The organism is Planktothrix tepida PCC 9214, from assembly GCF_900009145.1.
Lineage (GTDB): Bacteria > Cyanobacteriota > Cyanobacteriia > Cyanobacteriales > Microcoleaceae > Planktothrix > Planktothrix tepida.
The window spans coordinates 312,968-339,019 of sequence record NZ_LN889815.1 but is presented as its reverse complement, the minus strand read 5'-3'; the positions used below and the strand labels follow the sequence as shown (position 1 = coordinate 339,019).

20 protein-coding genes and 1 pseudogene are annotated in these 26,052 nt (G+C 38.9%); 9 read left to right on the top strand and 12 right to left on the bottom strand.

Features of this window, described 5'->3' with window-relative positions:
* Positions 1 to 8: 8 nt before the first annotated feature.
* Positions 9 to 398 carry a four helix bundle protein gene (locus PL9214_RS28135; RefSeq protein ID WP_072722604.1) on the bottom strand — a complete coding sequence of 130 codons (390 nt, stop codon included), beginning with the start codon at positions 396 to 398 and terminating at the stop codon, positions 9 to 11.
* A 262-nt stretch (positions 399 to 660) separates the two neighbouring features.
* Positions 661 to 1,767, bottom strand: a complete 1,107-nt coding sequence (locus PL9214_RS28130) for a ParB N-terminal domain-containing protein (RefSeq protein WP_072722603.1) — start codon at positions 1,765 to 1,767, stop codon at positions 661 to 663.
* Between the two features lie 218 nt (positions 1,768 to 1,985).
* Between PL9214_RS28130 and PL9214_RS28125 the strand changes: the two genes are divergently transcribed.
* The 3 genes from PL9214_RS28125 to PL9214_RS28115 all read left to right on the top strand — a co-directional run bounded on the left by PL9214_RS28125 (position 1,986) and on the right by PL9214_RS28115 (position 4,564).
* Positions 1,986 to 3,044 (top strand): AAA family ATPase, encoded by a 1,059-nt coding sequence (locus tag PL9214_RS28125; protein ID WP_072722602.1) that lies wholly within the window; start codon positions 1,986 to 1,988, stop codon positions 3,042 to 3,044.
* A 2-nt stretch (positions 3,045 to 3,046) separates the two neighbouring features.
* Positions 3,047 to 3,871: a DUF4435 domain-containing protein gene (locus tag PL9214_RS28120; protein WP_186440486.1), complete on the top strand. Its 825-nt coding sequence runs from the start codon at positions 3,047 to 3,049 to the stop codon at positions 3,869 to 3,871.
* A 390-nt stretch (positions 3,872 to 4,261) separates the two neighbouring features.
* The gene (locus tag PL9214_RS28115) at positions 4,262 to 4,564 is read left to right on the top strand and encodes an HNH endonuclease (protein ID WP_072722601.1); all 303 of its coding nucleotides are present in this window, start codon (positions 4,262 to 4,264) and stop codon (positions 4,562 to 4,564) included.
* Between the two features lie 26 nt (positions 4,565 to 4,590).
* Here PL9214_RS28115 and PL9214_RS28110 read toward each other — a convergent pair whose 3' ends face one another.
* The 4 genes from PL9214_RS28110 to PL9214_RS31675 form a co-directional block, all read right to left on the bottom strand.
* Entirely contained in the window at positions 4,591 to 5,457 is an 867-nt protein-coding gene (locus tag PL9214_RS28110; RefSeq protein ID WP_072722636.1) for a hypothetical protein, read from the bottom strand.
* Positions 5,458 to 5,524: 67 nt separating this feature from the next.
* Positions 5,525 to 7,282: a DNA polymerase gene (locus tag PL9214_RS28105; RefSeq protein WP_072722600.1), complete on the bottom strand. Its 1,758-nt coding sequence runs from the start codon at positions 7,280 to 7,282 to the stop codon at positions 5,525 to 5,527.
* A gap of 33 nt (positions 7,283 to 7,315) precedes the next feature.
* Entirely contained in the window at positions 7,316 to 7,909 is a 594-nt protein-coding gene (locus tag PL9214_RS28100) for a methyltransferase (RefSeq protein WP_072722599.1), read from the bottom strand.
* A 73-nt stretch (positions 7,910 to 7,982) separates the two neighbouring features.
* Complete coding sequence (locus PL9214_RS31675) at positions 7,983 to 8,150, bottom strand: hypothetical protein (protein WP_186440485.1); 168 nt, start codon at positions 8,148 to 8,150, stop codon at positions 7,983 to 7,985.
* A gap of 138 nt (positions 8,151 to 8,288) precedes the next feature.
* Between PL9214_RS31675 and PL9214_RS28095 the strand changes: the two genes are divergently transcribed.
* From PL9214_RS28095 to PL9214_RS28085, 3 genes are read left to right on the top strand one after another with little or no spacing between them, the layout of a single operon-like run.
* Positions 8,289 to 8,558 (top strand): hypothetical protein, encoded by a 270-nt coding sequence (locus PL9214_RS28095; RefSeq protein ID WP_072722598.1) that lies wholly within the window; start codon positions 8,289 to 8,291, stop codon positions 8,556 to 8,558.
* A 52-nt stretch (positions 8,559 to 8,610) separates the two neighbouring features.
* Positions 8,611 to 10,506, top strand: a complete 1,896-nt coding sequence (locus PL9214_RS28090; protein ID WP_186440484.1) for a M23 family peptidase — start codon at positions 8,611 to 8,613, stop codon at positions 10,504 to 10,506.
* Between the two features lie 25 nt (positions 10,507 to 10,531).
* Positions 10,532 to 11,194: a hypothetical protein gene (locus PL9214_RS28085; RefSeq protein ID WP_072722597.1), complete on the top strand. Its 663-nt coding sequence runs from the start codon at positions 10,532 to 10,534 to the stop codon at positions 11,192 to 11,194.
* A 63-nt stretch (positions 11,195 to 11,257) separates the two neighbouring features.
* On the opposite strand, the gene PL9214_RS28080 is transcribed toward PL9214_RS28085, so the two are convergent.
* On the bottom strand, positions 11,258 to 12,280 hold the full coding sequence (locus PL9214_RS28080) for a DUF5895 domain-containing protein (protein ID WP_072722596.1): 1,023 nt from the start codon (positions 12,278 to 12,280) through the stop codon (positions 11,258 to 11,260).
* Positions 12,281 to 12,516: 236 nt separating this feature from the next.
* On the opposite strand from PL9214_RS28080, the gene PL9214_RS28075 reads away from it, so the two are divergent.
* The gene (locus tag PL9214_RS28075; protein ID WP_072722595.1) at positions 12,517 to 14,418 is read left to right on the top strand and encodes a type IV secretory system conjugative DNA transfer family protein; all 1,902 of its coding nucleotides are present in this window, start codon (positions 12,517 to 12,519) and stop codon (positions 14,416 to 14,418) included.
* Between the two features lie 224 nt (positions 14,419 to 14,642).
* On the opposite strand, the gene PL9214_RS28070 is transcribed toward PL9214_RS28075, so the two are convergent.
* From PL9214_RS28070 to PL9214_RS28060, 3 genes are all read right to left on the bottom strand, one after another.
* Positions 14,643 to 14,948 (bottom strand): hypothetical protein, encoded by a 306-nt coding sequence (locus tag PL9214_RS28070; RefSeq protein WP_072722594.1) that lies wholly within the window; start codon positions 14,946 to 14,948, stop codon positions 14,643 to 14,645.
* A gap of 1 nt (position 14,949) precedes the next feature.
* Positions 14,950 to 16,092: an AAA family ATPase gene (locus tag PL9214_RS28065; protein WP_072722593.1), complete on the bottom strand. Its 1,143-nt coding sequence runs from the start codon at positions 16,090 to 16,092 to the stop codon at positions 14,950 to 14,952.
* Positions 16,093 to 16,215: 123 nt separating this feature from the next.
* Positions 16,216 to 17,493, bottom strand: a complete 1,278-nt coding sequence (locus PL9214_RS28060) for a ParB/RepB/Spo0J family partition protein (RefSeq protein WP_072722592.1) — start codon at positions 17,491 to 17,493, stop codon at positions 16,216 to 16,218.
* Positions 17,494 to 18,341: 848 nt separating this feature from the next.
* On the opposite strand from PL9214_RS28060, the pseudogene ltrA reads away from it, so the two are divergent.
* Both ltrA and PL9214_RS30910 read left to right on the top strand, forming a co-directional pair.
* A pseudogene (gene ltrA / locus PL9214_RS28055) lies at positions 18,342 to 20,087 on the top strand (group II intron reverse transcriptase/maturase).
* A gap of 55 nt (positions 20,088 to 20,142) precedes the next feature.
* A complete protein-coding gene (locus PL9214_RS30910) occupies positions 20,143 to 20,376 on the top strand; it encodes a DUF6364 family protein (RefSeq protein WP_139295187.1) in 234 nt (77 codons plus the stop codon).
* A gap of 224 nt (positions 20,377 to 20,600) precedes the next feature.
* Here PL9214_RS30910 and PL9214_RS28050 read toward each other — a convergent pair whose 3' ends face one another.
* Together PL9214_RS28050 and PL9214_RS28045 are read right to left on the bottom strand one after the other, a co-directional pair.
* A complete protein-coding gene (locus tag PL9214_RS28050) occupies positions 20,601 to 25,001 on the bottom strand; it encodes a CHAT domain-containing protein (RefSeq protein WP_072722591.1) in 4,401 nt (1,466 codons plus the stop codon).
* Positions 25,002 to 25,071: 70 nt separating this feature from the next.
* The gene (locus PL9214_RS28045; protein WP_072722590.1) at positions 25,072 to 26,022 is read right to left on the bottom strand and encodes a helix-turn-helix domain-containing protein; all 951 of its coding nucleotides are present in this window, start codon (positions 26,020 to 26,022) and stop codon (positions 25,072 to 25,074) included.
* Between the last annotated feature and the right edge of the window lie 30 nt (positions 26,023 to 26,052).

Below are 26,052 nucleotides of genomic sequence, written 5' to 3'. Positions count from 1 at the left end.
CTGCTGTTTTAATTCCTTCGGTTCCCTAGTTTTTCTTGAGGGGAATCTGGAACTTTAAGTTTATTTAAGGAAGCAACTAATATACTTTGCATTTCCTCAACTTCATTTAATAGGGGAGTAAAAAGGTTTTTGTCAGCTAAATCTACCTCTTTAGCAATAATTAATTGCGTATCGAGTTCTCGTAAAGAACCTAATGCAATGTGTAAAAACTGTATGTATTCTTGCTTTGAGCGTCTTCCATAGCCTTCAGCTATATTGGATGCAACAGATACGGAAGAACGTCTGATTTGGCTAGTTAAGCCATACAATTCTGATTGAGGAAATAAGTCAGTAAATTTGTAGCAGTGAATTGCTAGCTGAACTGCTCTTTTCCAAATAAATTGCTCTCTATAACTCATGATGAAGTTTGAAGGTCGAAGTTTGAAGTCTCTTGATTATACTCCTATACTCTTTCCAACTTCTGCCCTCTGCCTTCCGCCTTCTGCCTTCTGCACCATCACTCCACACTCCGCACCTCGCACTCTTGACGTACTCTTTGTAGATGAAAAACTCGGCTTAAGATAAAGTGTATTATCTTAACCTAACTTCATTAAAAGATTACGCCACAAGCAACACAGCTTTCCTCTGTTGCTTAAGGCTGTTTTCACACTCTTTGAGAAATTAAGAGCCAGAAAGCCGAGGTAACGTTAAAACTTTTTCCAAATATTCCAGATACAGCAGTTGTCGAGGCGTAAATTCTAAACGCTGTTGTAACACATCCAGCAACGCAATTTCCAGTTCATCTAAGTCCAAACTTCGGAGTTGTAATACCTTTGAAGCGACCTGTAATAATTCATCACTAGGCTGATCAATTTCTACTAAATCTCGGCTGTAAAATTGCAGCATTTCACTCCCCAAGTTCAGCACAATCAACCCAGAGGTTCCTGTGCCTTCCACTCTTCCCCAATATCCATTCCAGCGCTGGTCAGAGGGAGCAAAGGTTAAGTTCGGGTCAATGTTAACAACGGCGTAGTCCCCGGCAACAAATAAGCGGGGGTCGTCGAGACTGGCTTCTTCGGCGAGCAGTAAGGCAGCTTCTTTGGGAGTCCGAGCCGCACCTGTGGCAATTAAATCTAAGATTTGTTTTTGTTGTTTTCGAGGCAGTTTCAGTAAGGAATAAGCCGCTTGAATACTGACGGTGTTGAGAATTGAACGCCAAACTTCTGCCCATTCTTCGTTTCCGGCTTTTGTTTCTGTATCAATTTGAGCGACAACTTTAGCGGCTTTAGTGTAAGTGACACCGGAACCCAAACCAACCTTAGCGGCAACTAAATCACGGGTGGTTCCCTTGCGACCTTCTGAAAATATATCCATAAGGTCTCCGGGTTCTTCAATCTTGATTCCGGCTTCCTGGCGTTGTTTGGCGCGAGCCGATTCGATTTCTTTCCAGGAGTTGGCTTCTCGAACTTTTTGTTCTCGGGTTTTGGGTCGGGCGAGATTTTCACTCAGGAGGGCTTCGAGTTCTGACAGTCGGTTGGGAAAAGCCCGAATTTCAACGGGAATGGTGTTCCACTTTAATTGTAGGGCAGCTTGCCAGCGTCGATGACCACTGACAATTATGTGTTTGGGGGTGATGAGAATGGGGTTAATCCAATTGGACAATTGAATTTGTTCGACCAATTCCTCGATGTTCATCCGACCATAAATTTTCAGGTAGCGGGCATGGGGTTTGAGGGTTTTGGGGTCTACGGTTGTGACAGTGGAGTGGGTATCGGGTAGAGCGGGCAAGCGGGGTAGTTCGTTGACAGTTTAATGATTTTGATATTAAGTATACTCGCCATTTTAAGCGATCGCTTCACTGAACGAAATGAATCAAACCGAACCTGGTGTTTCATAAGGTGCAAGAATTTGAGACCTACTGGAATCAGCAGTTTTCCAATTCGATTAAAATAATCATCAAGTAACTGTATACAAATAGTGTCTATCCTTTTCAATAAACTTCTGACATGAAAGTTCAATCTGTCCAGTTAAAATATTTCAAAAAATTTCGGGAGCGGTCATTCGATTTCACCGATCCAGAAACTGGATTAGCACGAGATATTATAGTTATAATAGGGATGAATGGTGCTGGAAAAACAAGTCTTTTACAAGCAATTGCTGCTACTCTGGGAGTAGCCACTGGGCGATTACAGAAACTTCCCGATTTAGAATGGCCAGGATTTAACTATGAATTGCTTGGGCATAATTGGGGAAGGTTTGAACCAGAAGTAACTCTAAAAGTACAATTTCCTAGCCCAGAAATCGAAGCAGTGCGAGAGTTTCACCATGAATTACAAAAGATAGGGCGGAATTTACCAGTTTCTCCTGCTAACGAAAATCTTATATTTCTAAGATGGCAAGGTGAGCGAGTTCAAGCAAACACGGCGGCTGAATTGTTTCAATTCAAAGGGCGAGAATATGCAAAGCAATTACTTCGTTCAGAAGGCTTTCAGGTGTTTGAACGAGTTGGCACAGTTTTTTGGTACACAGAGCAAAGAACTTCAACTAGCCTAACTACTGAAAACCTGGATGGAAAAATTGAAATCACAGATGATATTTTACGCGATCGCCTATCAAAGTGGCGGATATTTCATCAAGATGTGAAAGATAAAAATCTGCAATTGCGTCCTGGGCAGAAAGACTTATATGCAGAAATTGAACGAGCTTATAAAGCCGTTTTTCCAGAACGTAGCTTTGAAGGTTCAATTCCACGAGAGGGTATCGATGATATTCTCAGCGAACCTTGGTTTTATCTCTACGATGGTAAAAATCAGTATGAAATTTCTGAGATGTCTGGGGGTGAGCGTGCTACCTTTCCCATCTTAATGGACTTTGCCAATTGGAATATTCATAATTCGGTTATTTTGATTGATGAAATTGAGTTACATTTACATCCACCAATGCAGCAAGCATTGTTAAGAGCTTTACCTAAATTAGGGAAAAATAATCAATTTATTATTACCACTCACTCTGATTATGTAGAGCAGTTAATACCTGAAGCATCCATTGTCCGCATTGAGGTGTAATTGTGAGTGTTGTTAGCGGCGGAAAAATAATTTTTTGTGAAGGGAAGGCGACCAGCTTAGACTATCAGTTACTTAACAAAGTCGTTGATGGTATCCCGGGTGAAAAATGCACGATTATTCCTGCGGGTAGTAAATTTTCTTTTTCAAGTTTTGCTGAAGGCTATTTCTCTAGAAATCAAGCAGTAAATCAGAAATACATTGTTTTTCGTGATCGCGATTTTGATGTTCAACCAACTCTTAACTGTCAATTACTCCAACTCGGTAATAGATCTATTAATTTAACTTATCGCGCTTGTGTAGAAAACTATCTTTTAGATCCTAATTTAATTCACACCTATTGGGTAGAAAAGTACAAGGAGAAGCAGGAAAATCCTAAACTTTCTAAGTGGGGACATCGAGATTCACCAGGAATTGATCTCATTTCCGAATGGATTGAAAGTAGCGCCAAGAACCTGCAAGCTTACCAAGCTGTACGCTGGGCATTGGGTGACTTGGTTAACATGAGTGCAGCACGACAACAACTCAAAACGACATGGACAGGCAATAGTGGTATACTACCCGCTTCATTGGATTTACAAGATTGTCAAAATGAAGCTTTAGGGTTAATTAACGAATTTAGACAAGCTGTTGAAACAGCGACAACAGAAAAATTTGAAGAGAGCCTTGCCATGTATCAAAATCAGTTTGAACAAGAGAATTTCTGGACACAGAAACAGTATTTAATATGGTTTCATGGAAAAGATATTCAAAAGCGAATGGAAATGCAGAAGCAATTGCAGCAACAAAAACATCACTATATTTCTCTAACCGATTTTTTTCATTGGTGAACTAATAATTTTGACATTACGCAATATCCCGATATTATGGAATTACGATCAAGAATCGAACAGTTATAGTTTGAATTTTATTGCACCAAGATTAATTACAGCTAACAATCAAAAGAACCAAGAATCATGTTAGGTTTACTAATTCAAAACGGATTAATTTTTGATGGTTTAAGTTCTGCATCAATGCGGGAAGATATTGGTATAAAAAAAGAGTAAGATTGTGGCGATCGCATCTTCTCTTACCCCAAGGCTAGCAGATATTTTTCAGAGAGTGGAAACGCTTTCCCATAAATTAATAGAAAAATGGTTAAAATAATCGGTTCTTCTAAGCTAGTTATGATAATTTAATAATAGAGAAAGAGCAAATAAGGAAAATCACCCAATCTGTTCATGGCTTCAAATCGTTATCCTGAAAATTGGAAGGAACTGGCATTGGCAGTTAAAGAAGCAGCGAATTGGCAATGTCAAAAATGTGGTTTATTCTGTATTAAGCCGGGAGAACCGTTATCAGATGCTATGAAATCTCGACGCCGAGCTTATACACTGCAAGTCCATCACTGGAATCATAACCCGGCTGATAATCGTTTAGAAAATTTGGTTCCGTTATGTACAAGTTGCCATTTGGCGTGCCATCGTCGCAGTCGAGGAAATATTTCTCCAGGGCAGTTATCCCTTAACTTAAAATTATCCTAATTCCGAATTGAACACTGAAGTTTTGGCTAAATTTCTTCAAGTCCGGCTTCAATTAAAGCTCGGTTTAAATCCTCAATTAACCCTAGAGATTCACCCTGATTATTGAGGTAAACTTTATCTAAAGAGTCTCCTTGTACTTTTAATATACCCAATACATCTCGCCATTGCTTTTCGGAAGAGTTAGACTTTCGCCACTGCAACTTATTAAGGATTAGATCTTCAGGTGAGGTGAGAAAAACTGTTGCTCCAGTAGGAATTTGATATTGTTGTCGTCGTTCCAACTTCAGACGCTCAAATTCTGAATCTGAGGCTATGATTAAATCAGCCCTAGAAATGGTTTCAATATGAGTAATTGACAAGGTTTGCATTTGACCAGAAACCACATCATCTACACCGGAAACATAAAAGCCCGCTTGTTCTAATTCTAAAATTAATGAACTTAAATATTGAGGAATAATTGAGATGACAATATCTAAATCTCGTGTTGTTCTGACTTCCCCGTAAGCAATGGCAGCAACTCCGCCTGTAATATAATAGGGAATATTAAGGGATTCAAAAATTGGGTGGAGAATTTCAGCCAGACTAATAGAATCTTGAACCCAAGTCATTTCATCTCCGGTGGGAATATAATGTTGTGGACAATCTTCACCTAACCAAGCTTGGGCGAGTTTTTGAGCAAATTCTGGTTCTTTTAAATCAAAAAAGCGTTGGCGGAAGCAGTTAATAGCAAAGCGACGAGCATTTTGGTTCATCAAGCTTCCCATCAACAGTCGCTGTTCGGGCGTTCGTTGTTTTAAAAGCCAGAATTCTAATAAATCGGCTTCGGGTGTTGTATCAGAAGATTGAGGTCGATAGCCCGGTTTGACTGTAAATTTAGGAAGAATTTGAGCCATAAGATTAAATTTTGTGGGTGGGAAACATAGTGGAAAATTTTCCACCATGTTCCGATCTGTACTATTCTTAACCCCAACTCAAGGCAGTTTTCACGTCCACTTCAATCGGAACTTGCTGCAAATATTGTTGTCCTGCCTCAATCATTACGGTTTTAAGAAGGCGAGTTGTTTTTTTAAGAGTTTGTTGAGGACATTCTAAGAGAATTTCATCATGGACTACACCAATTAACTTAGCTTCTGTATTCGGTAAAACTTCAAACAAACGAGCGATCGCCACTTTCAATAAATCGGCTGAAGTACCTTGAACCGGATGATTGAGCAACTCACACAGACGGGGTTTAGAAGCCCATCGTCTTCGACGTCCGCCAATGGTGCGAATCTCTCTTCGTCCTTGAGCATACACCGTTTTCCTCACTTGTTCATGCCAATGCTTAACCCCTTGATACGCTGTAAAAAACCTTTTCCTAAACAGTTTAGCTTCCTCCAACGTCAACAAAACATCATATTTTTCCTCAGCATAAGCTTGCAATTTAGCCGCCCCCATGCCATAAATTAAGCCAAAATTCACAGATTTAGCAATTTGCCGATCTTCAGGCGTAATCTGTTCTAACAATTTCCCTGTAATTAAAGAAGCCGTTAAAGCGTGTAAATCCTCCCCTTTAGAATAAGCATTTAACATCCGGCGATCGCTCGATATTTCAGCCACAATTCTGAGTTCAATTTGGCTATAATCTGCTTTAATAATTTGATAGCCTGGTTCTGAAATAAAGCAGGTTCGCATTCCTTGAGCAGTACAATTTCTGGGAATGTTTTGTAGATTCGGTTGTTGACAACTAAAGCGACCTGAACGCGCTCCGCACTGCCGATAACTGGGGTGAATTCTCCCGGTTTTGGGGTGAATATGTTTAGGCAAAGCTTCTACAAAGTTAGAACATAAAGATGCTAACTTTCGATAGTTGAGGAGAAATTGCAGAATTGGATATTCACGAGCTTTAGGAATTAATTCATTTTTACGAGTTGATTGAACCGGAATATTAAGCGCGCGAAGAGCTTGTAAAACTTGGGAAGTAGAACGAGGATTCAGCGTTTCTGTTAATTCGGGGAATAGAGACAATTGGGGGCTAGGGGGTGGCTTTAAACCCGCATTGATTAATTGAGTTAATACTCTCTGTTCTTGAGCTTTTAACTCAGAACCTACTTGCTGCCATGCTATTGCATCAAGCCGCATTCCATTCAGTTCCATTTGGGCAACGGCGGGCAACGCATCAAACTCGATTTGAGCCGTTTCTAATAATCCTGCTTTTTCAAGTTTAGAATGCAGTCGAGTTTTCAGTTTCAGTAAGACAGCCGCATCTAATGCTGCATATTCTAACTGAGCCGTTGAAAGTTTACCTGCAAAATTACTAAACTGTAAACTTTTATCAAGTTTAATCTTTAAAAATTCCCAAGCTAAAGATTGAAGATCATGGTCTTTCTTAAGTCCTGAACGTAACACTTGACTGGCTAACATTACATCAAAAAAAGGCCCTGACGGACGGAGATTTGCCATTTCTAGCATTTGCCAATCAAACTTAGCATTTTGGAAAATTTTCAGCGCACGGCTATTGAGGAGTTTTTTTAAAAGTTGACATCCCCTCGTTCCCATAGCAGTTAAATCAATAATTACAATAGGATATTGAGGGACAGCAATTTGAATCAAACAAATCCGATCTATGAAGGGATCTAGTCCGGTTGTTTCAGTATCAATAGCCAGAACAGAAGCGTTCATTAAAGGAAATAGAGTCTTTTTAAGCTGATCATGATTAGTAATAAAATTGTATTTCATAAGCAGGAGGTGGATAAGAAAAGGGTAAAAAAATTAGAATTCAGAAGCTTTATCAATTACAATGAGGTAAGTCTCAACTGTAACCGGACGAAGAGTACCCCAAAAAATTTCTAAAGGGAGTTTGATTACGTTGGCTTTCGTTTGTTTAAGAAATCCTCGGAAAGTTTGCGCTCGTTCATCGTTTTTGATATTCATTGAATTACTGACAACGCTAACCAACCGACCAGAAGATGCTAAAAACAGGTGATAAGCGCGTTGAATCATCGCTAAATCAATTCCCCGAACTTTATTAGTAGAAAAGGGAGGATTCATTAGAATCCGATTGTATTGGCGTTGAGGTTGAGATGTTAAGAAATCACACCCCACTAAATTAAATCCTTTTTGAAAAAGAATCTGACGCAATAGAAAGTCAATTTCAATCACATCTACAATTGCACCCGCTTGAACCATTGCTTCAGCTAAAACCCCATCTCCCGCCGTCGGTTCTAAACCATATAATCCTGGGGTAATCTGTGCTTCTTTCAGCATGATTTCAATCAGTTGAGGGGAAGATGGGAACCAAGAGTAAGGCGGAGTTTCTTTAACTTTCTGATACAGAATTGTCTCCACTAAAGATATATTTTCCATTGTTCAATGATTTAAACAAGCTATGCAAAATTTTATTGAAACTATTAAATTTCAATTTCAGCAATATCTGTTATTACCAATTTTGAAATTCAAGACTCGATAAATCCTGACTTTTATGCCAATTTCGTAATAACTTAAATTTTGTTGTTTCTTTGCGACACTGATGAATCTGGCGAAATATCCGTTGTCGCCAACGATTAACTTCTTTATCTACAGCTAAAACAAGATGGTAATAATTCACAAGTCAACTCCTAATATGGTTTTACGTTGTGAATCCGCCGATAGGCGGGATTTTAATTCCTCCTATTGGCTGAAAGATCTGATCAATATGGGTCGTTAAAGTAAGTTATAAATTTCATTCACCCTATCGATTCCTGTTATGAACAACTCCAACAATACCGATCCAAATGAATTGGGTTATAGCAATTCAGGCTACGGCGGCTATAACAATAATCAGCAATCAAAGCCTTATGGTGTACCTGATCAGTTTGCAGATGGCTATCAAGAAAACGTTTTTGAGGGAGATTTGAACTTAGCAGATACCCCTTGGACAGAAACAGCATCTAATCCTAACCCTCAATTTAATAGCGGGAGCAAAAATTCCTTGGGTTATTCATCAAATTTTGAGGGAAATGACCTGGAATTGTAAAGCAAAACAATATCAAGAGTGACTAATCACATCAAAATAATCCGATCTATCAATGAGCAGAAGATTATTATTAAAATCGGGGCTATTCTTGGCAACTTTCAGTTTAACGTTATTCCTTTCAACGGGTTTTAATCAATCCGAATTAACTGCAACCCAAATTAATATTGATGCAGCCGAACTACCGACTCGAATTTTAGAAATCCCTAGTGTTGATCAACAAGGAAACTCCACTTCCACTCATGCTCTTGTCCCTGATTGGACACAAATTTCTTTTTCCCAAATGCCCCCTATTAGTCAATCCGGTTCTAATCAAACCAAAGGGCAAGAAACTGAACTTAATCGAACCTGGACAACAGGACAAACACCCGATCAATTTCTAACATTAGGAGATATCAGCCTAGCATTAAAACCAGAGCTTTTGTCAGTGGGTTTTATTGCACAGCAAACAGGACTAAATTTAGAGCAGGTTGCTTTAAGCGCTTTCCCCCTAATCGGTCAACAAACTTTAAACCAACTCATTGAAGCAATTCCCCTTTTAGCTCAATTCAAAGTTGAAGAAATTGCACCAGTAGCAGACCTATTCACCACCCAAGCTGCTAATCTTAATTGGAGGAATCAAACGTTAACTCAGGTACTCAGTAGCAACCCCCAACTTGGAGAATTGAAACTCGGACAAATTGATTTGTCTTCCTATTCAATGTCTTCTCTTCCTAACTTAGAAAGTACCCAACTCGGTGCGTTGTCAGGATGGCAAACCACTCCCATTCAAGATGTACCAGGACTGAACACCTTACCCCTGTCTGATTTTCCCAATTCTGTGACTGAATTTGGTGATTTAGTCCTGCGAATTGATACTATTTATGGCCCCGCAGAAGGACGAAGAACCAACACCATTTCGGGTTCTGATGTTCAAGGGTTTTCTGTTAATTGTCAAGGGAGTCAATGCGCTTACATCGAACTGGATGATTTAGAAAATATCGGTCGCAGTGCGCGGGGTTCTTTGGAAGGGAAACAATGGATTAGTGGGAAATACCAAGAAGTTGAAGGCGGTTGGGGTTGTCTTCAGGGAATCAACGGAGGTAAGGAACCCACAGGTAGATTACCTTTTGGTAGTGCTTTTAAAGTTGTTGTGATGGAACCCGACGAACAAACCGACACCGTATCAACTGCTTTATTCTTTCGGTTCTGTTCTCCCTGTGGTTGTTCTCCCTATTTTATTGGCCCTGTTCCCTTCTTCACCTATCGAGTCAATTCTCCCATTTTTGTTGGAGTGTTAGAACCCTCACCGTCTGGATTTTCCTCAATCCCAACACAAGCAGATGTTTCAACAGAATCTTCTGTTATGTCCCAAAAGAATTCGCTTTCTCCACCTTCTCGTCAGACTCAATCAAAGTTAACTTATGGGCAGGTGCAAGGCGTTAATATTGAAGTTTTATCTGAAGCGATCACAAGTTTAGAAAGCAGCAATTTAGACTTAGCCATTGGCCCTTATGTTTGTGCAGATAACAATCGCAATTGCGGTATGGCTTTAGGCAAATATCAATTCATGAGTTACAACGAATACGCAAGCGGTGTGATTGCTTCAAAACCTGGAGGAGAAATATTTTTAGCCCAACTTGCTAAGGGATATCAACCGACAGAAACAGAACTATTTCAATATTTTCCTCCTGCGGATCAAGAGGCGGCATTTGTCCAAAGTCTCATTGATAAACTTAACACCACCGTTGCAGAAATTGACCCAACAACAGGGCAATTGTTTGAGGGTGAACGCTTAATTGAACGAGTTGCTCAAAAACACTTTGGTGGTGATTCTTCTCAGGTTGATGGTCAAGCCACAGATGCTTTTGGTCGGTTGACCTTAAAAAGTTATGGTCTTGATGTCTTAGGACGTTATCGAGTTAATGGTGGAACCGTTATTAGCACTAATACCCGCTTGAATAGCCAGTGATTAATTCGTTAAGGAGGCTAAAGAAATGTTACTGAAAAACAGACAAAAACCCAAAATTATTGTTTCTAATCATTCGATTAATTCTCGATATCGAGCATTAAAGCTTGTGTATCGACCTCAAAATATAGAACCTAAACCGCCTCGTTCTTTTTTATGGGTAGGAAGATGGTTTCGGTTTGGAGTGGCGTTATTTCTGTTTTTATCAATGCTATTAGGAACAAGCGGTTGTAGTTCAAACTCGACATCAGCATCTTGGTTAAAAGCCACTGAAATTGTTCCAGTTGATTTAGTCAAAAGAGTGATTACTGAAAATTCTCAACTCAATCCTGAAGAAGTTTTATCCAGTGTAAACGCTTTTACGGTAAAAGGAAAAGCAGGTCAGTTAATTGTTTTTAGCTTCAATCATCAAGGAGTATGTGGAAAAGCCAAGTGTTTATATGTTGGTTATTTAATTTCTAAAAATACTACCCCTGTTCCTGTATTAGCAACCTATCTTAACCCTAACTTACCTCCCCAAACTCCATTATTTAAGATCATGCGAGATCCTTCCCTCTCCTCGGATTTACCTTGCTTACAGATACAGCAATCGATGGGAAAGAGTATGCGACAGAGTAAATGGTGTTTTAATAATCATCAATACCAAATTGTACAAACTTCTGTGATTGAATCTACGGCTCAACAAAAGTAAAGAAAAAAATTCCCTCGTCCTAATGGAGAAAGGGAATTTTATATTAGATAATTGAAGTTAGCTTTATTCATCCTGATCTAGATCAAGATCTTCATCAAATTCATCCAAATCTAAATCTTCATCAAACTCATCATCTTCTTCAACAACAGATGCAATAATCTTACGAGGAGGTTTAGAGGAAGCGATTGCTTTTTTCCCAAGTTCTTCTTCAGCAAAAGAGGGAGGAAGAACTTGAATTTGAGGTTCAGATGTTCCAGGTAATGCAGGTGTTTCTGTAAACCCTAAAATGGTATCATGCAGCCCCCAAATTGACTTTTTCTGCTGAGTTTTTCCTAAATAGAGGGAAGGAAAATTGTTAACGGTTGGCTTAATATAGCTAACAGTTTTACAGCAGTAGCTTTTATTAGAACCTTCACCTTCCTTAACTCCCTTGAATTGTACATCAAGAATACCCAGACTGCGCCATTTATCGTTTTTGCTACTAAACGGAATATGCAAGTAGTCAGAAAAGGCTTTCTCCAGTAAGCGATAAAATTCTTCTCGAACCGCCTTAAAACTCCACAATGCAACATTCTTAAACCTAACAACAATCGGATTATTGTGTAAAGGACGGTTCATTTCATCTAAAAAGACGAGCGCGTGTTCACTCACAACATCCATTGTCTTTTTGTTCAGTTGACTTTTGTATTCTTCATACAAGCCAACAACACTACCTCCTAAATCAGGAATATCGTTTTTATAACGAATGTATTCAGGAATAAATGCTAATACACAAAAGCGACATTTAGACAGTAATAAACCCGTTACGTCTTCTGTTAAACTAATGGTTGTCATTTCCTCATCGGTTGGGAAAACTAACCAATTCGCTTTTTCTAATTGATCTTCGGGAATCAAAATACCCGCAACTTGTTCATTAACAACAATCCCATAGGGAAGAATGGGTCGTCTAACAAAATTGTAACGGGATTCTAAAAGTTCTGAGTCAATTTCAAAATTAAGGTTTTCGGGCTGTAAAGAAGTTTGATCTTCAGCCATTTTTAGATTCGTAGAGCTTTTAGCTCTAACTTTACCATTCGTCTTAACCATTTAAAAACAGAGATAAATTTTCCGCCCTTACAAGGCGGTAGCCTCCCCTTAACAGTTATCAGTTATCAGTTATCTGTTAACAGTTATCAGTTAACAGTTAACAGTTGGGAGTTATCAAGCGATTATTTTAATTCATTCTTGAGGTGTAATTCTAATTCCAATTTAATCTGTCCTGGGTTTGAATGGTGAATTGATCTTCATTCGGTAGATTAAAGATAATTTATTTAAGTTGCACTATGAATAATTTTAATCCGATTTTGGCTCAGACTTCTCAAAAAACAGAACAACCCCTTCCTTTATTTTCACTAGATTTTAAAGGATTGTTTCAAGAGTATAATAACCCAGAAGGATATTTAACCCTAGGGATGTTTATTGTTCTACTGGTAGCCTCTCGATTTATAGGCGGAAGTCGAGGAAAAATCACCACCGGAAAACAATGTGGAACCCTGGAAAAAGTAGGTGCAACTCGGTTAGCACTTCAACAAATTAAAGAGAATAAACATAATAAAGTAACGTTGTGGTGTGGGAGTCCTCGCTATTGGTGGCGGGGATTAAAATTAAGAGGTTTTGTAGCAACTTTTCAAACTGCTTTAGGAGCTAGTCCAACGGTTTGGTTACCCCATGCAGAACGCTCAATTTTAGTGATAGGAGCGCCGGGATCTGGTAAAACATTTTCAACGATTGATCGAGCAATTGAAAGTGCAATGGTGCAAGGATTTCCGATTCTTCTTTATGATAAAAAAGGAGATCAACTTAAACTTCATGCTCCTTTAGCCGCGCGTTACGGTTATAAAGTTTGGGTGTTTGCACCTGGGGAAGCTTATTCCGGTGTAATTAATCCCCTCGATTTTATGAAATCTCCTCAAGATTCTGTAATGGCGGGAGAAATTGGTCAAGTTATTAATCGTAATGCAAGTTCTAATCAAGGAAAAAGTGATGAATTTTTCTCAAAAGCGGGAGATTTATTAGCGAAAGCTTTACTACAATTAGTGAAAGGTTCAAAGTATCCTGATATGGCAATGCTGTATGCAATTTTGAGGTTGCCGAATTTAGTCAAAAGGCTTGATTATGCGATTCAATCTCGGCAAATTGATGAGTGGGTAGCCACGAGTTTTAATCAGTTTTTGAGTGCGAAAGATGCGGAAAAAACCATCTCAGGAATTCTAACAACCGCCGCCGGAACGTTTAGTAATTTTATTCAAGCTGATTTACTGCGAGCTTTTTTGGGGAAATCGGATATTCCGACTCGGCTTGAAGGTCGTCAAATGATCATTTTTAAACTTGATGATGAGCGACGCTCTGTTGTTGGGCCTTTGTTGGCGGCGGCTATTCACTTGTTAGTAGTTTCTAATTTAAGTCGTCCCCGAAAAGATCCGTTGATTATTTCATTGGATGAATTTCCATCGATTCGATTAGAACGGATGCCACAATGGATTAATGAATATCGTTCTAATGGAGCTTGTTTTCTGTTAGGAATTCAAAGTTTGGAACAACTTTATGAAGGATATGGGGAGAAAATGGGAGCAGCGATCGCCTCTGCTTGCAGTACCCACATTCTATTTAACCCTGGGAATACGGACACGGCAAAAAAATATTCAGAGCGTTATGGTGATCAAGAAGTTTTGATCAAAAGTAAGTCTACCAGTCGTTCTTTTGGCGGTCAATCTGCCAGTAATCGCTCAATTAGTTGGAACGAATCTCTACAAAAAATGCCTTTATTTTCCATTGACGAAATTTTGCGATTTCCCCAAGGACGATGTGTGATTACTAATCCCGGTTACAGTTCCGGTGGCGAAGGGTCGATTCCTTACGCACTGACTATTCCTATTCCTAAAGCGGATTTGAAGCGCAAAGATGAAAGTGAGGCGTTGTGGGATGAACAAGTTAGACCTCGTTTGGAAAGCCGGGTTAAATTGACTGATCTGGAGGGACTTACCGCCGCATTATACGAGCGCATTGAGGAGGCTGAACGGATGTTACCGTTACCTGATCCGGGGGGAAATGTTCCCCCGCAATCGCCAGACACATTGGAGGTAAACCGCAATTACGGCTCAGATCCTTTAGATGCGATCGCTCATCAGACAGGACGTTCTAAACGAGTGTTTTCCGCTGGGGGGATTGGGAAACGCGAAGAGTGATCCTTCACCAATGGAAAATTTTCCATTAAGGTTGGGGATTAGTTAAGAGCAAGTTGACTAAGTTGTTTGAGAATCTGAAGAACCTGGTGCAAATCATTACCCGGATTGCGGAGTTCAAAAACTTTAGAATTTGCGTATTTCCAGTTGTCCTCTTTAACTAATTTAATCAAGGTAAAACTTCCCCCAGTTGAAAATAAGCCATAGCAAGTTTTTTTTGCTATGTCTTATTTATTTTGTTGCCTATTTATTTTTAAACAGAAATTTATAAATTCTTGAAAACTAAGTAAGTGATCTGAATTGGTCTCAATTCTCGCTCTGAGTTGTTTAAGGTAATATTCTTCTTGTACTTCCTTGGGTCTATATTTCTTATAAGACAGATTAGGAACGCCCATATCACTTTCATAATAATAGTTATTCTGGATTACCGCATCAAAACTATTTACTTCTGTCAAATCGGGAAGAAGTACAGATAACCACTTCTTATAAACAATCGGTTCTGTCTTCCCTTCAAATACAAAATAGAGGTTCATATTACGACTGTTGTTCGAGAATTCTAGTTAATTGAATAAATGCGTCTTGTTTAGATTTACCCAGATGATAATCTGAAGCATTACAAATGCTAATGTGTCCGCCCTGCCGGGTCACTATTTTCCAATATTCATACGGAATATTATTGATAATGTAAGGGTGATGACTGGTGGCAATAAATTGTAAGGTTTTATTTTCGTGGATAAGGTCATCAGTCAATATGTCAATACAATTTATCCCTAAACTATTCTCAAATTCATCAATCAATATTACCGACCCTTCATTGGCAAGAAAAATTTCACTAATATGAATAATTGTGCGTAACATACCAGAAGACATCCTATCTTCTCTAATCCATTTGTGGACAGCTTTTTGTTTGATATAAATAACAGGAACATTGTCAGAGATTTTTTTTAGTACATCATCTGTTTCAAGTGGTTCAATCTTTATATTTTCCACTTGTGGAAAAATTTCAATAAATGTCAATTTAATCTTATCAAAAATATCTAATTTATTTTCATAAGTCAGATACAGTTTAGTCCTAATATCTTCATCACTATTTACTATACTCTCTAAAGTTTTATACTTGCTTTTAAGAGAATGCAAAGATTTTTCCTGAATTCTAAGGGGGAAACCACCGTGTCTTGTGTGGTCACGATATTCTATTTTATTTAAGGCATCAAAGGCTTTCTTAATAATAGGTTCTTCTTTAAAAATATATATTATTGATTGATGGGAAGAAAGTTTGGGCATGGGGCTATTTCTAAACTTTATTTCTTCTTGGTTTCGCTCACTTAAAATCTCATCTTTTGAACTTAGTTTCTCATAAATTAATGATGGCTTTTCTTTATCATCTTGGTTTTCTTTTTCAGCATCATCAAAATTGAGTTGATTTTTTTCAACAGTAGCAAAGCTACCTTCCCAAACAAATTCAGTCCCATCTACGGTAGAAAATATGATTTCCCATTCAAACCCATTTATAGCTTTTCCATTTGCAATATGTCTTAAATCGATAATGGCACGTAGAATTTGGGTTTTGCCTGCACCTGATATACCTACTAAAAGGATTAAATTTGATGAAAACTTGATTTCATTAAAATCCCAACCCAAAAAGTTATTCTTTACTTGCAATGAAATAATCTTCATAAATTTTAAAATTTTTGCCTAGATCTCTAAGTAACTTTAAACAAACCTATATTAAGCGAAAATTGCTGATGTTTGCCAACTTACCTAATCAGGTAATTTTTTACCTGGAAAACACAACTATATCTAAAACGCTTGTTCAATAGCTCGATGTGCTAATTCAATTTGTTCGACTGCATCAAGATAAGTTAAAGTGGCTGCATCCCAAGACAACCGTTTTTGCATTCGGTTTAAGATCATTTTTCCAAACTCATGCACAGTATCAAAGCGTTGCAATCTGAGAATTCGCTCTGCAACTTGGCAAAAATCTGGTTGAGGATTTTCAATCACTTCAACATCAGATAAAAGCAGCGATAAAATCTCGCTTCCCATATCAACCTTGACGGTCATTCCTACGGCTGTAATTCGACCCCAAAATCCATTCCATTTCCGTTGAGGAATTCTCTCTTTCGGTACTAAAGGAATTTTAATGATCACCCAAGTTCCAATGGCGGGAGTGCATTCTTGTTGAGTTGTTTTAATATCATCTGGTTTGTCGGTTAGGGATTGATTTTCTGCGGAAGTTGGGGATTGTGAATCGGGTTCTGCTTTCATATCAATGAAGTTAAAAATTGTCTGCGCTTTGAGCAAAATTTTAGCTTGTTTGGGGGTTTTTGCTGCACCGGTGGCGATCGCATCAAGAATCATTTTCCGTTTCTCCTCTGGTATCTTCGCCAACTGATACCCCGCATCAATACTTTGCTGATTCATCATCTCCAGCCAAACCTCTGCCAGTTTAGGTTCATCGATGTGGAGGAGATCCGCCGCTTGAATCGCTACACGCCCTTTTCTGTAAGTTCTGCCACAGCCTAACCCCACAATCGCTGCCACAATATTCTCAGTCAGTTGCATTTGTTTTCCATTCAAATTCAAATTAAACCTCGCCAATGGAAAATTTTCCATTGAAGAATGTTGAGGGTTTTGGGATGAAACTGTAATTTCTGAGTCGGAAGTGCGTGGCGTAGTTTGAAAAGCGTAACAATTTCTGAGTTTGCGGGCGAGGGGTTCTACAATCATACCTTCTCGAATTTTCTGCACCGTTGTCTGTTGGCGCTGACGGTTTTCTGCAATCAAGATAAATAATTCCTCGTCTTCGCTTTCAAAGTGACAGACTTGAACCGGAGCTTTTTCCCACCCCAACGCCAGCAAGGTTCGCCAACGCCGATGACCGCTAATAATCGTTCCATCGGTTTTGATCAGCAAAGGACGAACATAACCTTTAAGGGCGATCGCCTCCATCAAATCCGTCAGATTCTCGTTGCGACCGTAAATCGCCTCATTGCGGGGATGGGGTTTGAGGTGATTAAGCGGAACGTACTCAATCACATCAAAGCTTTTCAGCGACTGCGTTTGGCTTGTATTCATGATATCGCCCTGACGTTTATTTGGGGATTGAGCTTGCTGCCAGTCTCTCCTTAAGATAGCATAATAATCATACGTTTCATAAAGATCATACTTTTAGGCGAATTAGGGTGATCGTTACGGGTAGAGACGCGCCTGGGCGGAGCCATGCCGATAGGCTATTGGCGCGTCTGTACAGGAGATGTCGCGAAAATGCCTCAGAAAGTGCAATATAGTAACAGAGGTGCGATTCGTTTAACCTAAAATAAGCTGAAAAGCTTATGGGGAGGTTAACCCAGTTATAAAGACTGGTGATAACTGATTACATTTATGGGTGAACTGCCGTGCAGTAAGTCCCATCCCTCAAGTGCTGAGGTGAAAGCATAACCCCTAGTTTGACTGGGTAGCAACCATCAGGCTAAAGCGGGGTTAAAAGGTAGAACTGCTGGAAGCCAAATCCGGTAACTATCGAGCAAGAAGTCAATGCGTAGCGAAAGCAAAGATGTGTCCGAACCATCGTTACTATAAATGGTGTAATGGCTAAATCAAAATAACCCGTTGAAAAATACGGTAAAAGACTGATTAGCACCAAGCCAAAAGGCAAGGGACGCGGGCATAAGCGGTTTTCTGTCCGACTTATAAGCACAGCCCAATAAACCCGGTGGATAGCATCACGCTAAAGACTTCAAACAAATGTGTAATCGGAACGAAGTAATCCCCATATATCTCTGGAGAGGTCGTGCGTCCAGTAAGTAGCTAACGAACGATATATAGGGAAGGGATGGTGTCAAAAGCGAATGCCCTTGGTAATGCAAGGGATATGCTGACAGACGCTCGGTAATTCCAAAGAAATAGAACAAGTAGCAATATATATGTCTAAAACGCTGAATAAAAATCAGACGGTGGAATGGAACGAAATCAATTGGCGTAAAGCTGAAAGATTGACGTTCAAGTTGCAAAAGCGCATATTTCGAGCGAGTGAACGAGGTGATGTTAAAGCAGTTCGTAAACTTCATTCATACCCTGATTAATTCTTGGTCGGCAAAATGTATTGCGGTTCGTCGGGTAACACAAGATAACCAAGGCAAAAATACGGCTGGAGTGGATGGAATTAAATCTCTGACCCCGAAGCAACGTATGAACCTTGTAGGACGATTAAAGTTAACCAATAAGGTAAAACCAACTCGCAGAGTTAACATTCCCAAACCTGGTACAACCGAAACCCGTCCATTAGGGATACCCACAATTAACGACCGCGCATTACAAGCGTTAGTAAAACTAGCGTTAGAACCAGAATGGGAGGCTAAATTTGAGCCAAACAGTTATGGTTTCAGACCAGGACGTTCCTGCCACGATGCAATCGGAGCAATATTTGCCAATATCAAGCAAAAAGCCAAATACGTGCTAGATGCTGATATTACTAAATGCTTCGACCGCATAAACCACAAAGCGTTAATCTCCAAAATAAACACATACCCTACATTAAACCGCCTACTCAAAAGATGGCTCAAAGCAGGATATATGGACGGAAAAGAACTTTTTCCTACTAATGAGGGTACACCACAAGGCGGGGTAATTTCACCCTTACTTGCAAATATTGCCCTACATGGTATGGAAGAAAGAGTCATGCAATATGCAGAAACTCTAAAAGGGAAAAAATTGGCTAACCGTCAATCTCTTAGTTTAATCCGTTACGCTGACGACTTTGTAATAATCCATGAGGATTTAAAAGTTGTCAAGAAATGTCAAGAGATAATCGTTAAATGGTTAAGTGACATGGGATTGGAATTAAAACCAAGTAAGACAAAATTAACCCATACCTTCAATGAAATTGATGGAAATGTTGGGTTTGAGTTCCTAGGATTTCATATACAACAACACAAAGTAGGTAACTACTTAAGTGCCAAGAATCCCCAGGGAAAAATACTGGGTGTTAAAACATTAATTACACCCTCAAAAGCCAAAATCAAGACTCATCTTGTCAAAATAGCTGAAGTAATAAAAACTCATAAGAACGCCCCACAAGCTGCTTTAATTAGTAAGCTGAATCCAATGATTAGAGGGTGGTCAAATTATTATTCAACAGTGGTTAGTAAAGAAACCTTCTCAAAGGTTGACCATCTAACCTATGATAAGCTAAGAGCCTGGGCAAGAAGGAGGGGAAAAGGGAGCATCAATAAAGACAAATACTGGAGAACAGTAGATGACAAAAATTGGTGTTTCAGTACAGAAGATGGATTAAAATTACTCACCCATAACAATACGCCAATCGTCAGGCATACAAAGATTAAGGGTGAAGCTAGTCCGTTTAATGGAGATTGGACTTACTGGAGCAAACGTAGAGGCGAATATCCTGAGACTCCTAACAGAGTCTCCAAATTAATCAAAAAACAAAAGGGTATTTGTACTCACTGTGGTTTGTATTTCACAAGTACAGACATTGTAGAAGTTGGGACACAATTAAACCAACATCATTAGGTGGAAAAGACACCTATGATAATTTACAACTTCTACACAAACATTGTCACGACACAAAAACGGCTCAAGATGGCTCCTTAACTAAAAACAAGGTTAATCCCTTAGAACAAGTTGAGAATTACGACATCAATCCGTTTTGAATCGTACCAATAACAAAAGTGGAAATATCAAGGAGCCGTGTGAGGCGAAAGTTTCATGCACGGTTCTGAAGGAGAGGTAGGAGTGGTAACGCTCCTATCGACTCTAACGATTCGCAAGGAGGATGCAATGGCAAGAAAACGAATTACCTTATCTTTAGATGAAGATTTGCTGGAACGAATCAAACAAGCGGCGCAAAAAGATGACCGCAAAATCAGTAATGAGGTGGAGAGAATCTTAATCAAGCACTATCCCCCAGAGCAGAATTTTGCTCAATCCGTTACCAGTTAATCACCAGCCAATTAACTAAAAAGTAATATGAAATTTGATAGTAATAACAATTCGATATTAATAAAAAACAAAGCTTTCCCATTCTGGGGGTAATATTGACTAAATGGGGTTCTCTTATCAATAATTTAAGTACCACAAATCAAGGGGATAAGAGAACTGAATTTTGTATAATATTGTTGTCCCAGAGAGCAATTTTAGAATCAGATTCCTGAGTAAGTTTGTCATCACCGCAAACCAGAACAAGTAAAACCAGCCCAATACATCGGATGAGAAAAAGGGTATTCTTCAGAACAAAGAGAGTTGAGCCTTTTTATCGCCCTGTAGATTTTCATCGCAATTTCATCACGCTTTCCGTTTTCTTGGTTAAATTTCAGATTCAGCATTTCTGATAGATTTTGTTTGTAGCGAGTCTTGAATTTTTCTCCAGTAAGAGTCCGCAGTTCTTGTTGTGCTATTTGTAAAGCAGCAGGGCGACTCATTCCTTGTTTTCGATATTGATAATAAAGAATGCAAAATATCGCGGTTGCTAATTCATCTACTGACCAAAGGGTACTAACAACACTTCTAGCACCCGCACATAAAAACCCAAACCCAATAGTTAAGATATCATCCGTAATCTCTGGATTTCCTAAATTCGTTTCGCAGCAAGAGAGAAACACTTCTAAAAGGTCGGGAACTCGCCAGCTTGGGGTTAATAATTCCCCTAATGTTAGTGTCTCACCATTTGCTAAGAGCAAGATTGAGCCTAACGGTTGTTCCAGGTTGGATGCAGCATGATGGCTGGAATGCAAAACTTGAACTTGCTCCTGTTTCACTAATTGACGATAGTTATCTTTCGTAGCTTGGCGACTTCCTTTTAAGCGCAACTGAGGGGGAATGTCATACAATTTTGCAATTTCTTCACATTCAAAACTAGCACAGGGTAAGTCATCAGTCGCATCTTCTACTGTACCATACTTTAGAGAAGTTTCTACAGAAGGACGTTTTTTGCAAAAGTCTAAAACTTGACAACTAGGAGCATAGCGAATAAGAAATTTATCACCTAAATATTTATTTTCTCCAATGGGGAAAGCAGAAAAAGGCATCATGTGTAGGTAGATATGGGGGACTAATATCAGTTCTTCAATTCCCTTTAAATGATCATTAATTAGTTTAGTGAGTTGTAGGTGTTGAGCGAGTTCTGTTAAAAAATTTCTAATATTATTTTCCCAAGTTAGATTGTCATTTTTATAAACAGATAACCAGTGTTCGACAATCCATTTTTGCAAGTTTTGTATGCTTTGTCCGGTACAGGTGTGTAAGTTAATCTCGTTTTGTCGTAGCACAAAAATATGGGTGTCGCTGCTAGTTGTGTAGAAACTGAGGAGAGCAGTTTTAGGATTATCGATCAGTCGTCGCATATCAGTCAGGTTAAGAGGACTGACTTGAATCTGTCCAGCCAGCACTGGGTCTAGTTTTCGGAGTTTTTGCCAGACCTTTTGTTTCTCAGTTTCCAAAGCCGCTATGGTTTCTTTTTCTGCTTCTATAACAGCAGGATTGCTTGATTTAGTTCCCAGTTCAAGCATTTCCTCAGTGTTGCTTAAATTGTTTCTATGACGTATGTAGATATATTCAAGTTGTTGTTGTAGAGATTCATATTCCTCTAAATACTGATGAATTTCCCAAAGAATTTCTTCACCAGAATCAAAATCATTACTTGCCATTAAATCTACAAGCTGTTTTGCTCGGGAACGCTCGGCGTATTGCAGCGCTTTACCAAGTTGTCTATCATTGATACAAGCTTGCACCATTTTTTCGTATATGCCTTCAGTGGTGAAACTAGCCACCAGTTCTTGACGTTGTAATTCGGAACTTATGTAAGTACGAACCTGTTCAAGACCATCAATAGCAGCAGCATAACCTTGAATTGCTTCTGGCCATAATCTAGCATTAAAAGCCGTATTGCCCAAGTCTCGCCCAATTTTTAAGTTTTCCCAGGGAAAAGCAGTAGAATTAATATTCTCTAAGGCATCTTGGAAAGTTTTTATGGCTTTCGCAACTTGTCCGTTCTGTTCGTAAACTTGTCCTAAATTACCTTGAAGCGTAAGCCATTGGTGTGGAAAAGCTTTGCGGGTAAAAACCTGAGAAGCATTGTCATAAAATAAAAGTGCTTGTTTCAGATTTTCTCTTCGTTCGCCAAGAATGCGCTCTTTGTAAGCACTTCCTATGTTCATTTGTGTAATTGCCCATCGTTCTGGAAAAGCTTCGCGAGTAAAAACTTGTGCAGCATTTTCATAGCAAGTGATATCTTGAGCTTGGTTTTCAGACTGCTCTCCTGATTTATGCTGAGAGTAAAGTCTTCCAAGATTAATTTGGGTGACAGCCCATTGTTCTGGGAAGGCTTTACGAGTAAAAACCTGCAAAGCATTTTCGTAGTAAATGATAGATTTTTCTCTGGTTTTGGCTGAGTTATTGGGAGAGGGAAATTGGCAGGCACTTGCCAAGCTTATTTGGGTTTCTGCCCATCGCTCTGGGTAAGATTTGCGGTTAAAAATTTGTAGGGCATTTTCGTAGCAGGCGATAGCTTGTTCTAACTCTTCCACTTGACCTGCAAGAACCCGCTTTTGATAAACATTCCCCAAGTTATGTTGAATTATTGCCCATTGTTCTGGAAAAGCTTCACGGGAAGCAATCTGCAAAGCATTTTTGTGATGTACAATGGCCTGTTCCAGATTTTTCAGTCGATCTCCACAGATGCGCTCATAGTAAGCAACTGCTAAACCGTTTTGGGCGTTTACCCAATCTTCAGGAAACGCTTCGGAAGTAAGTATAAGCAAAGCACTTTTATAGCAGGTAATTGCCTGTTCTAAATTCTGTGATCGATCCCCGCAGATACGATAATTGTAGGCATCTCCCAAGGTTATTTGAGTTATCGCCCAACTTTGTGGGGATATTTTTCTGGTATGAACGTGCAAGGCACTTTCACAGTAGGTAATAGCTCGTTCTAAATTTTCAATACGTTTTCCTAAAATACGGTCTATGTAAGCACAGCCTAAATTATGTTGAATATTAGCCCAATCTTGGGGAAATTCTTCACGAGTAATAACCTGTAAAGCATTTTCAAAACAGATAATTGATTGCTCTATGTTTTCATCCCGTTGTCCATCGAGTTTCTTTAGATAGACATTTCCTAGAATATTTTGAGTGCGTGCCCAAAGATCCGGAAATTTTGTCTGAGTATCAATCTGTAAGACTTGATGACAGCAGGCAATGGCAAATTCTAAATTTTTAGAGCGAATACCATGAAGGCGTTGCTGATAAATTGCTGCCAAAGTATTTTGACTCAAAATCCACAATTTTTGAAGGACTTCATGATTACACACCTGTAAGGATTTTTTGACGCAGATAATAGCTTTTTCTTGATTTTCAGCCCGATCACCTTGCAAACGTTCTAAATAAGCAAGAGCTAGATCATGTTGAGTTGTTGCCCATTCTTCAGGAAATAGTTCATCAGTATAAATTTGCAAAGCATTTTTATAACAAACAATCGCTTGCTCGATATGATTAGGTCGATCTTCGCTAATGCGATTGCTAATTTCATTTCCTAATCTAAGTTGAACCCCTGCCCAGTCTTCCGGAAACTCTTCCCGGGTATAGACTCGCAAAGCGTTTTGGAAACAAGAGATCGCTAGTTCAGTTTTCTCTGAAGACTTCCTTAAAATACGGTGTCTGTAGGCAATACCTAGACCATATTGAGTCATAGCCCACTGTTCGGGAAATGCTTCATAAGTATAAACTTGCAAAGCATTTTTATAATGGGTAATTGCTTGCTTAATATTTTTTGCTTTATTTCCGTGATTACGATAGAAGTAAGCCTCTCCTAAAGTGGCTTGTGTTAAAGCCCATTGTTCCGAAAAAGCTTCAGGAGTAAGAACTGATAAACAGTTTTCATAATAGTGGATAGCTTGCTCGATATTTTCAGCTTTGTTCCCCTTAAGTCTAATAGAGTACAACTCTGCCAAAAAACCTTGACTAGACATCCAAAGCAAAGGAAATTCTTCAGGTGTGTACACTTTGAGAGTGGCAGTGAAGCATCTTATGGCTTGCTCTTGGTTGTCCAGTTGTTCTCCTCTGATGCGCTGACGATAGGCTTTACCTAGACCTAATTGAGTCGCTGCCCATACATCTGGAAAATTTTCACTGGTGCATACCTCCAAAGCCTCAGAACAATGATGTATTGCTAATTCCAAATTTTCGGATCGGTCTCCTCTAATGCGGTTAAAGTAAACAAAACCTAAACTTTTTTTAAGACTAGCCCATTCTCTAGGAAATTTTTCACGATGAATAATCGGCAAAGCTTTCTCACAGTAAATTAAGGATTTTTCAATATTATTAGAGCGATCACCTGGGAGAAAATTTACATAAAATGAAGCCAAATAATTTTGAATTTTTGCCCAATTTACTAAGGCTTCGTTTGATACTTTTCCCCTATCTAGCAGTTCGGTTGCGATTTGTTCCATCATTTGTACTAAGCCAGAGTCAATTAAATCTCGGTTGACACTCACAATCTCCATTGTTTTGTTAGTAGGAGAGTTTAATAAGGTTTGGATGAAATCGAAATAGGCTTTTTGCCTCTTTGAATTCATAACTGATCTCCTGTACAAATTGGCTTTTTTTAAGTTGATCTTCACTGTAATATTTTGTTTTTACTAAATCTTATTCAGCATTACCCCAAATTTCAGCTAATTTTTTCGCTAACTCTCTTGCCAAACTCAATAATTGGCTATATTCCGAACCCCCATTTGCAGAACGAAAATTCTTGTTCTGTGCCGTTGGCGTACTTCCTGCTAAAATATCTGCCAATTCATAGGGCAATGTTGTTGCAGGATTGTTTTGATAAGCTGTATTAAATTGTTCGACAATTTCTGATATTGGGCTATTTTCCAGTCTTTCTCGTACTCGCACTGCAACTGGATCGTCACTATCTAAAAATGTAGTTAATGCTGTTATGGGGTCATTATTGGAAGCAGAAGCAACTATTTCTTCATAACTATCAATAGCTATCAACTTAACATCTAATACAGGAAATCCAGCTAATTCCTTCATTTCTCCTGATTTGAACAGGGCTTCTATCCGTTTAAATCCTTCTAAATCTCCTTCAAAACCGATAATTATAGAGCCTTCAGTAGTGTAGACATACTTATGATTATTACTTTGAGCCAGTTGAAAAACTCTTGACTGAAATTCTTCTATTTTTTCTGGAGTTAATTCGTTAAGATTGCCTCCTAATCTAAATTGATATTCTACAGTAACTTGACCATCTATGTTTCTAATCAAAGCTGTAATTTCGTATTCTTCATTTTGAACTACCTTTCCATTGAGATCGCAGCTATTGTCATCATTAACATAAACTGAGAGATCTACAACTTCTTCTAAATTGGCATATATTTTTTGGTTTAATTCATCTAGTGTGATTCCGAAACCCTTAGCTATTTTACTCAGAATATCTACACCCGGATTGCGGGTTTCACCATTGACTATTCTGCTAAGCTGTCCTTTCTCCATCCCTGCTTTTTTAGCCAAAGAGCAAAGTGTAAGTTTCTTTTCAGAACGTAGTTCTTCATATTTAGCTTTAATCATGTCTTTAATTTTTATCTGGGTTTTCATAGCTTACTCCATTTAGATAGGGGTTGTTAA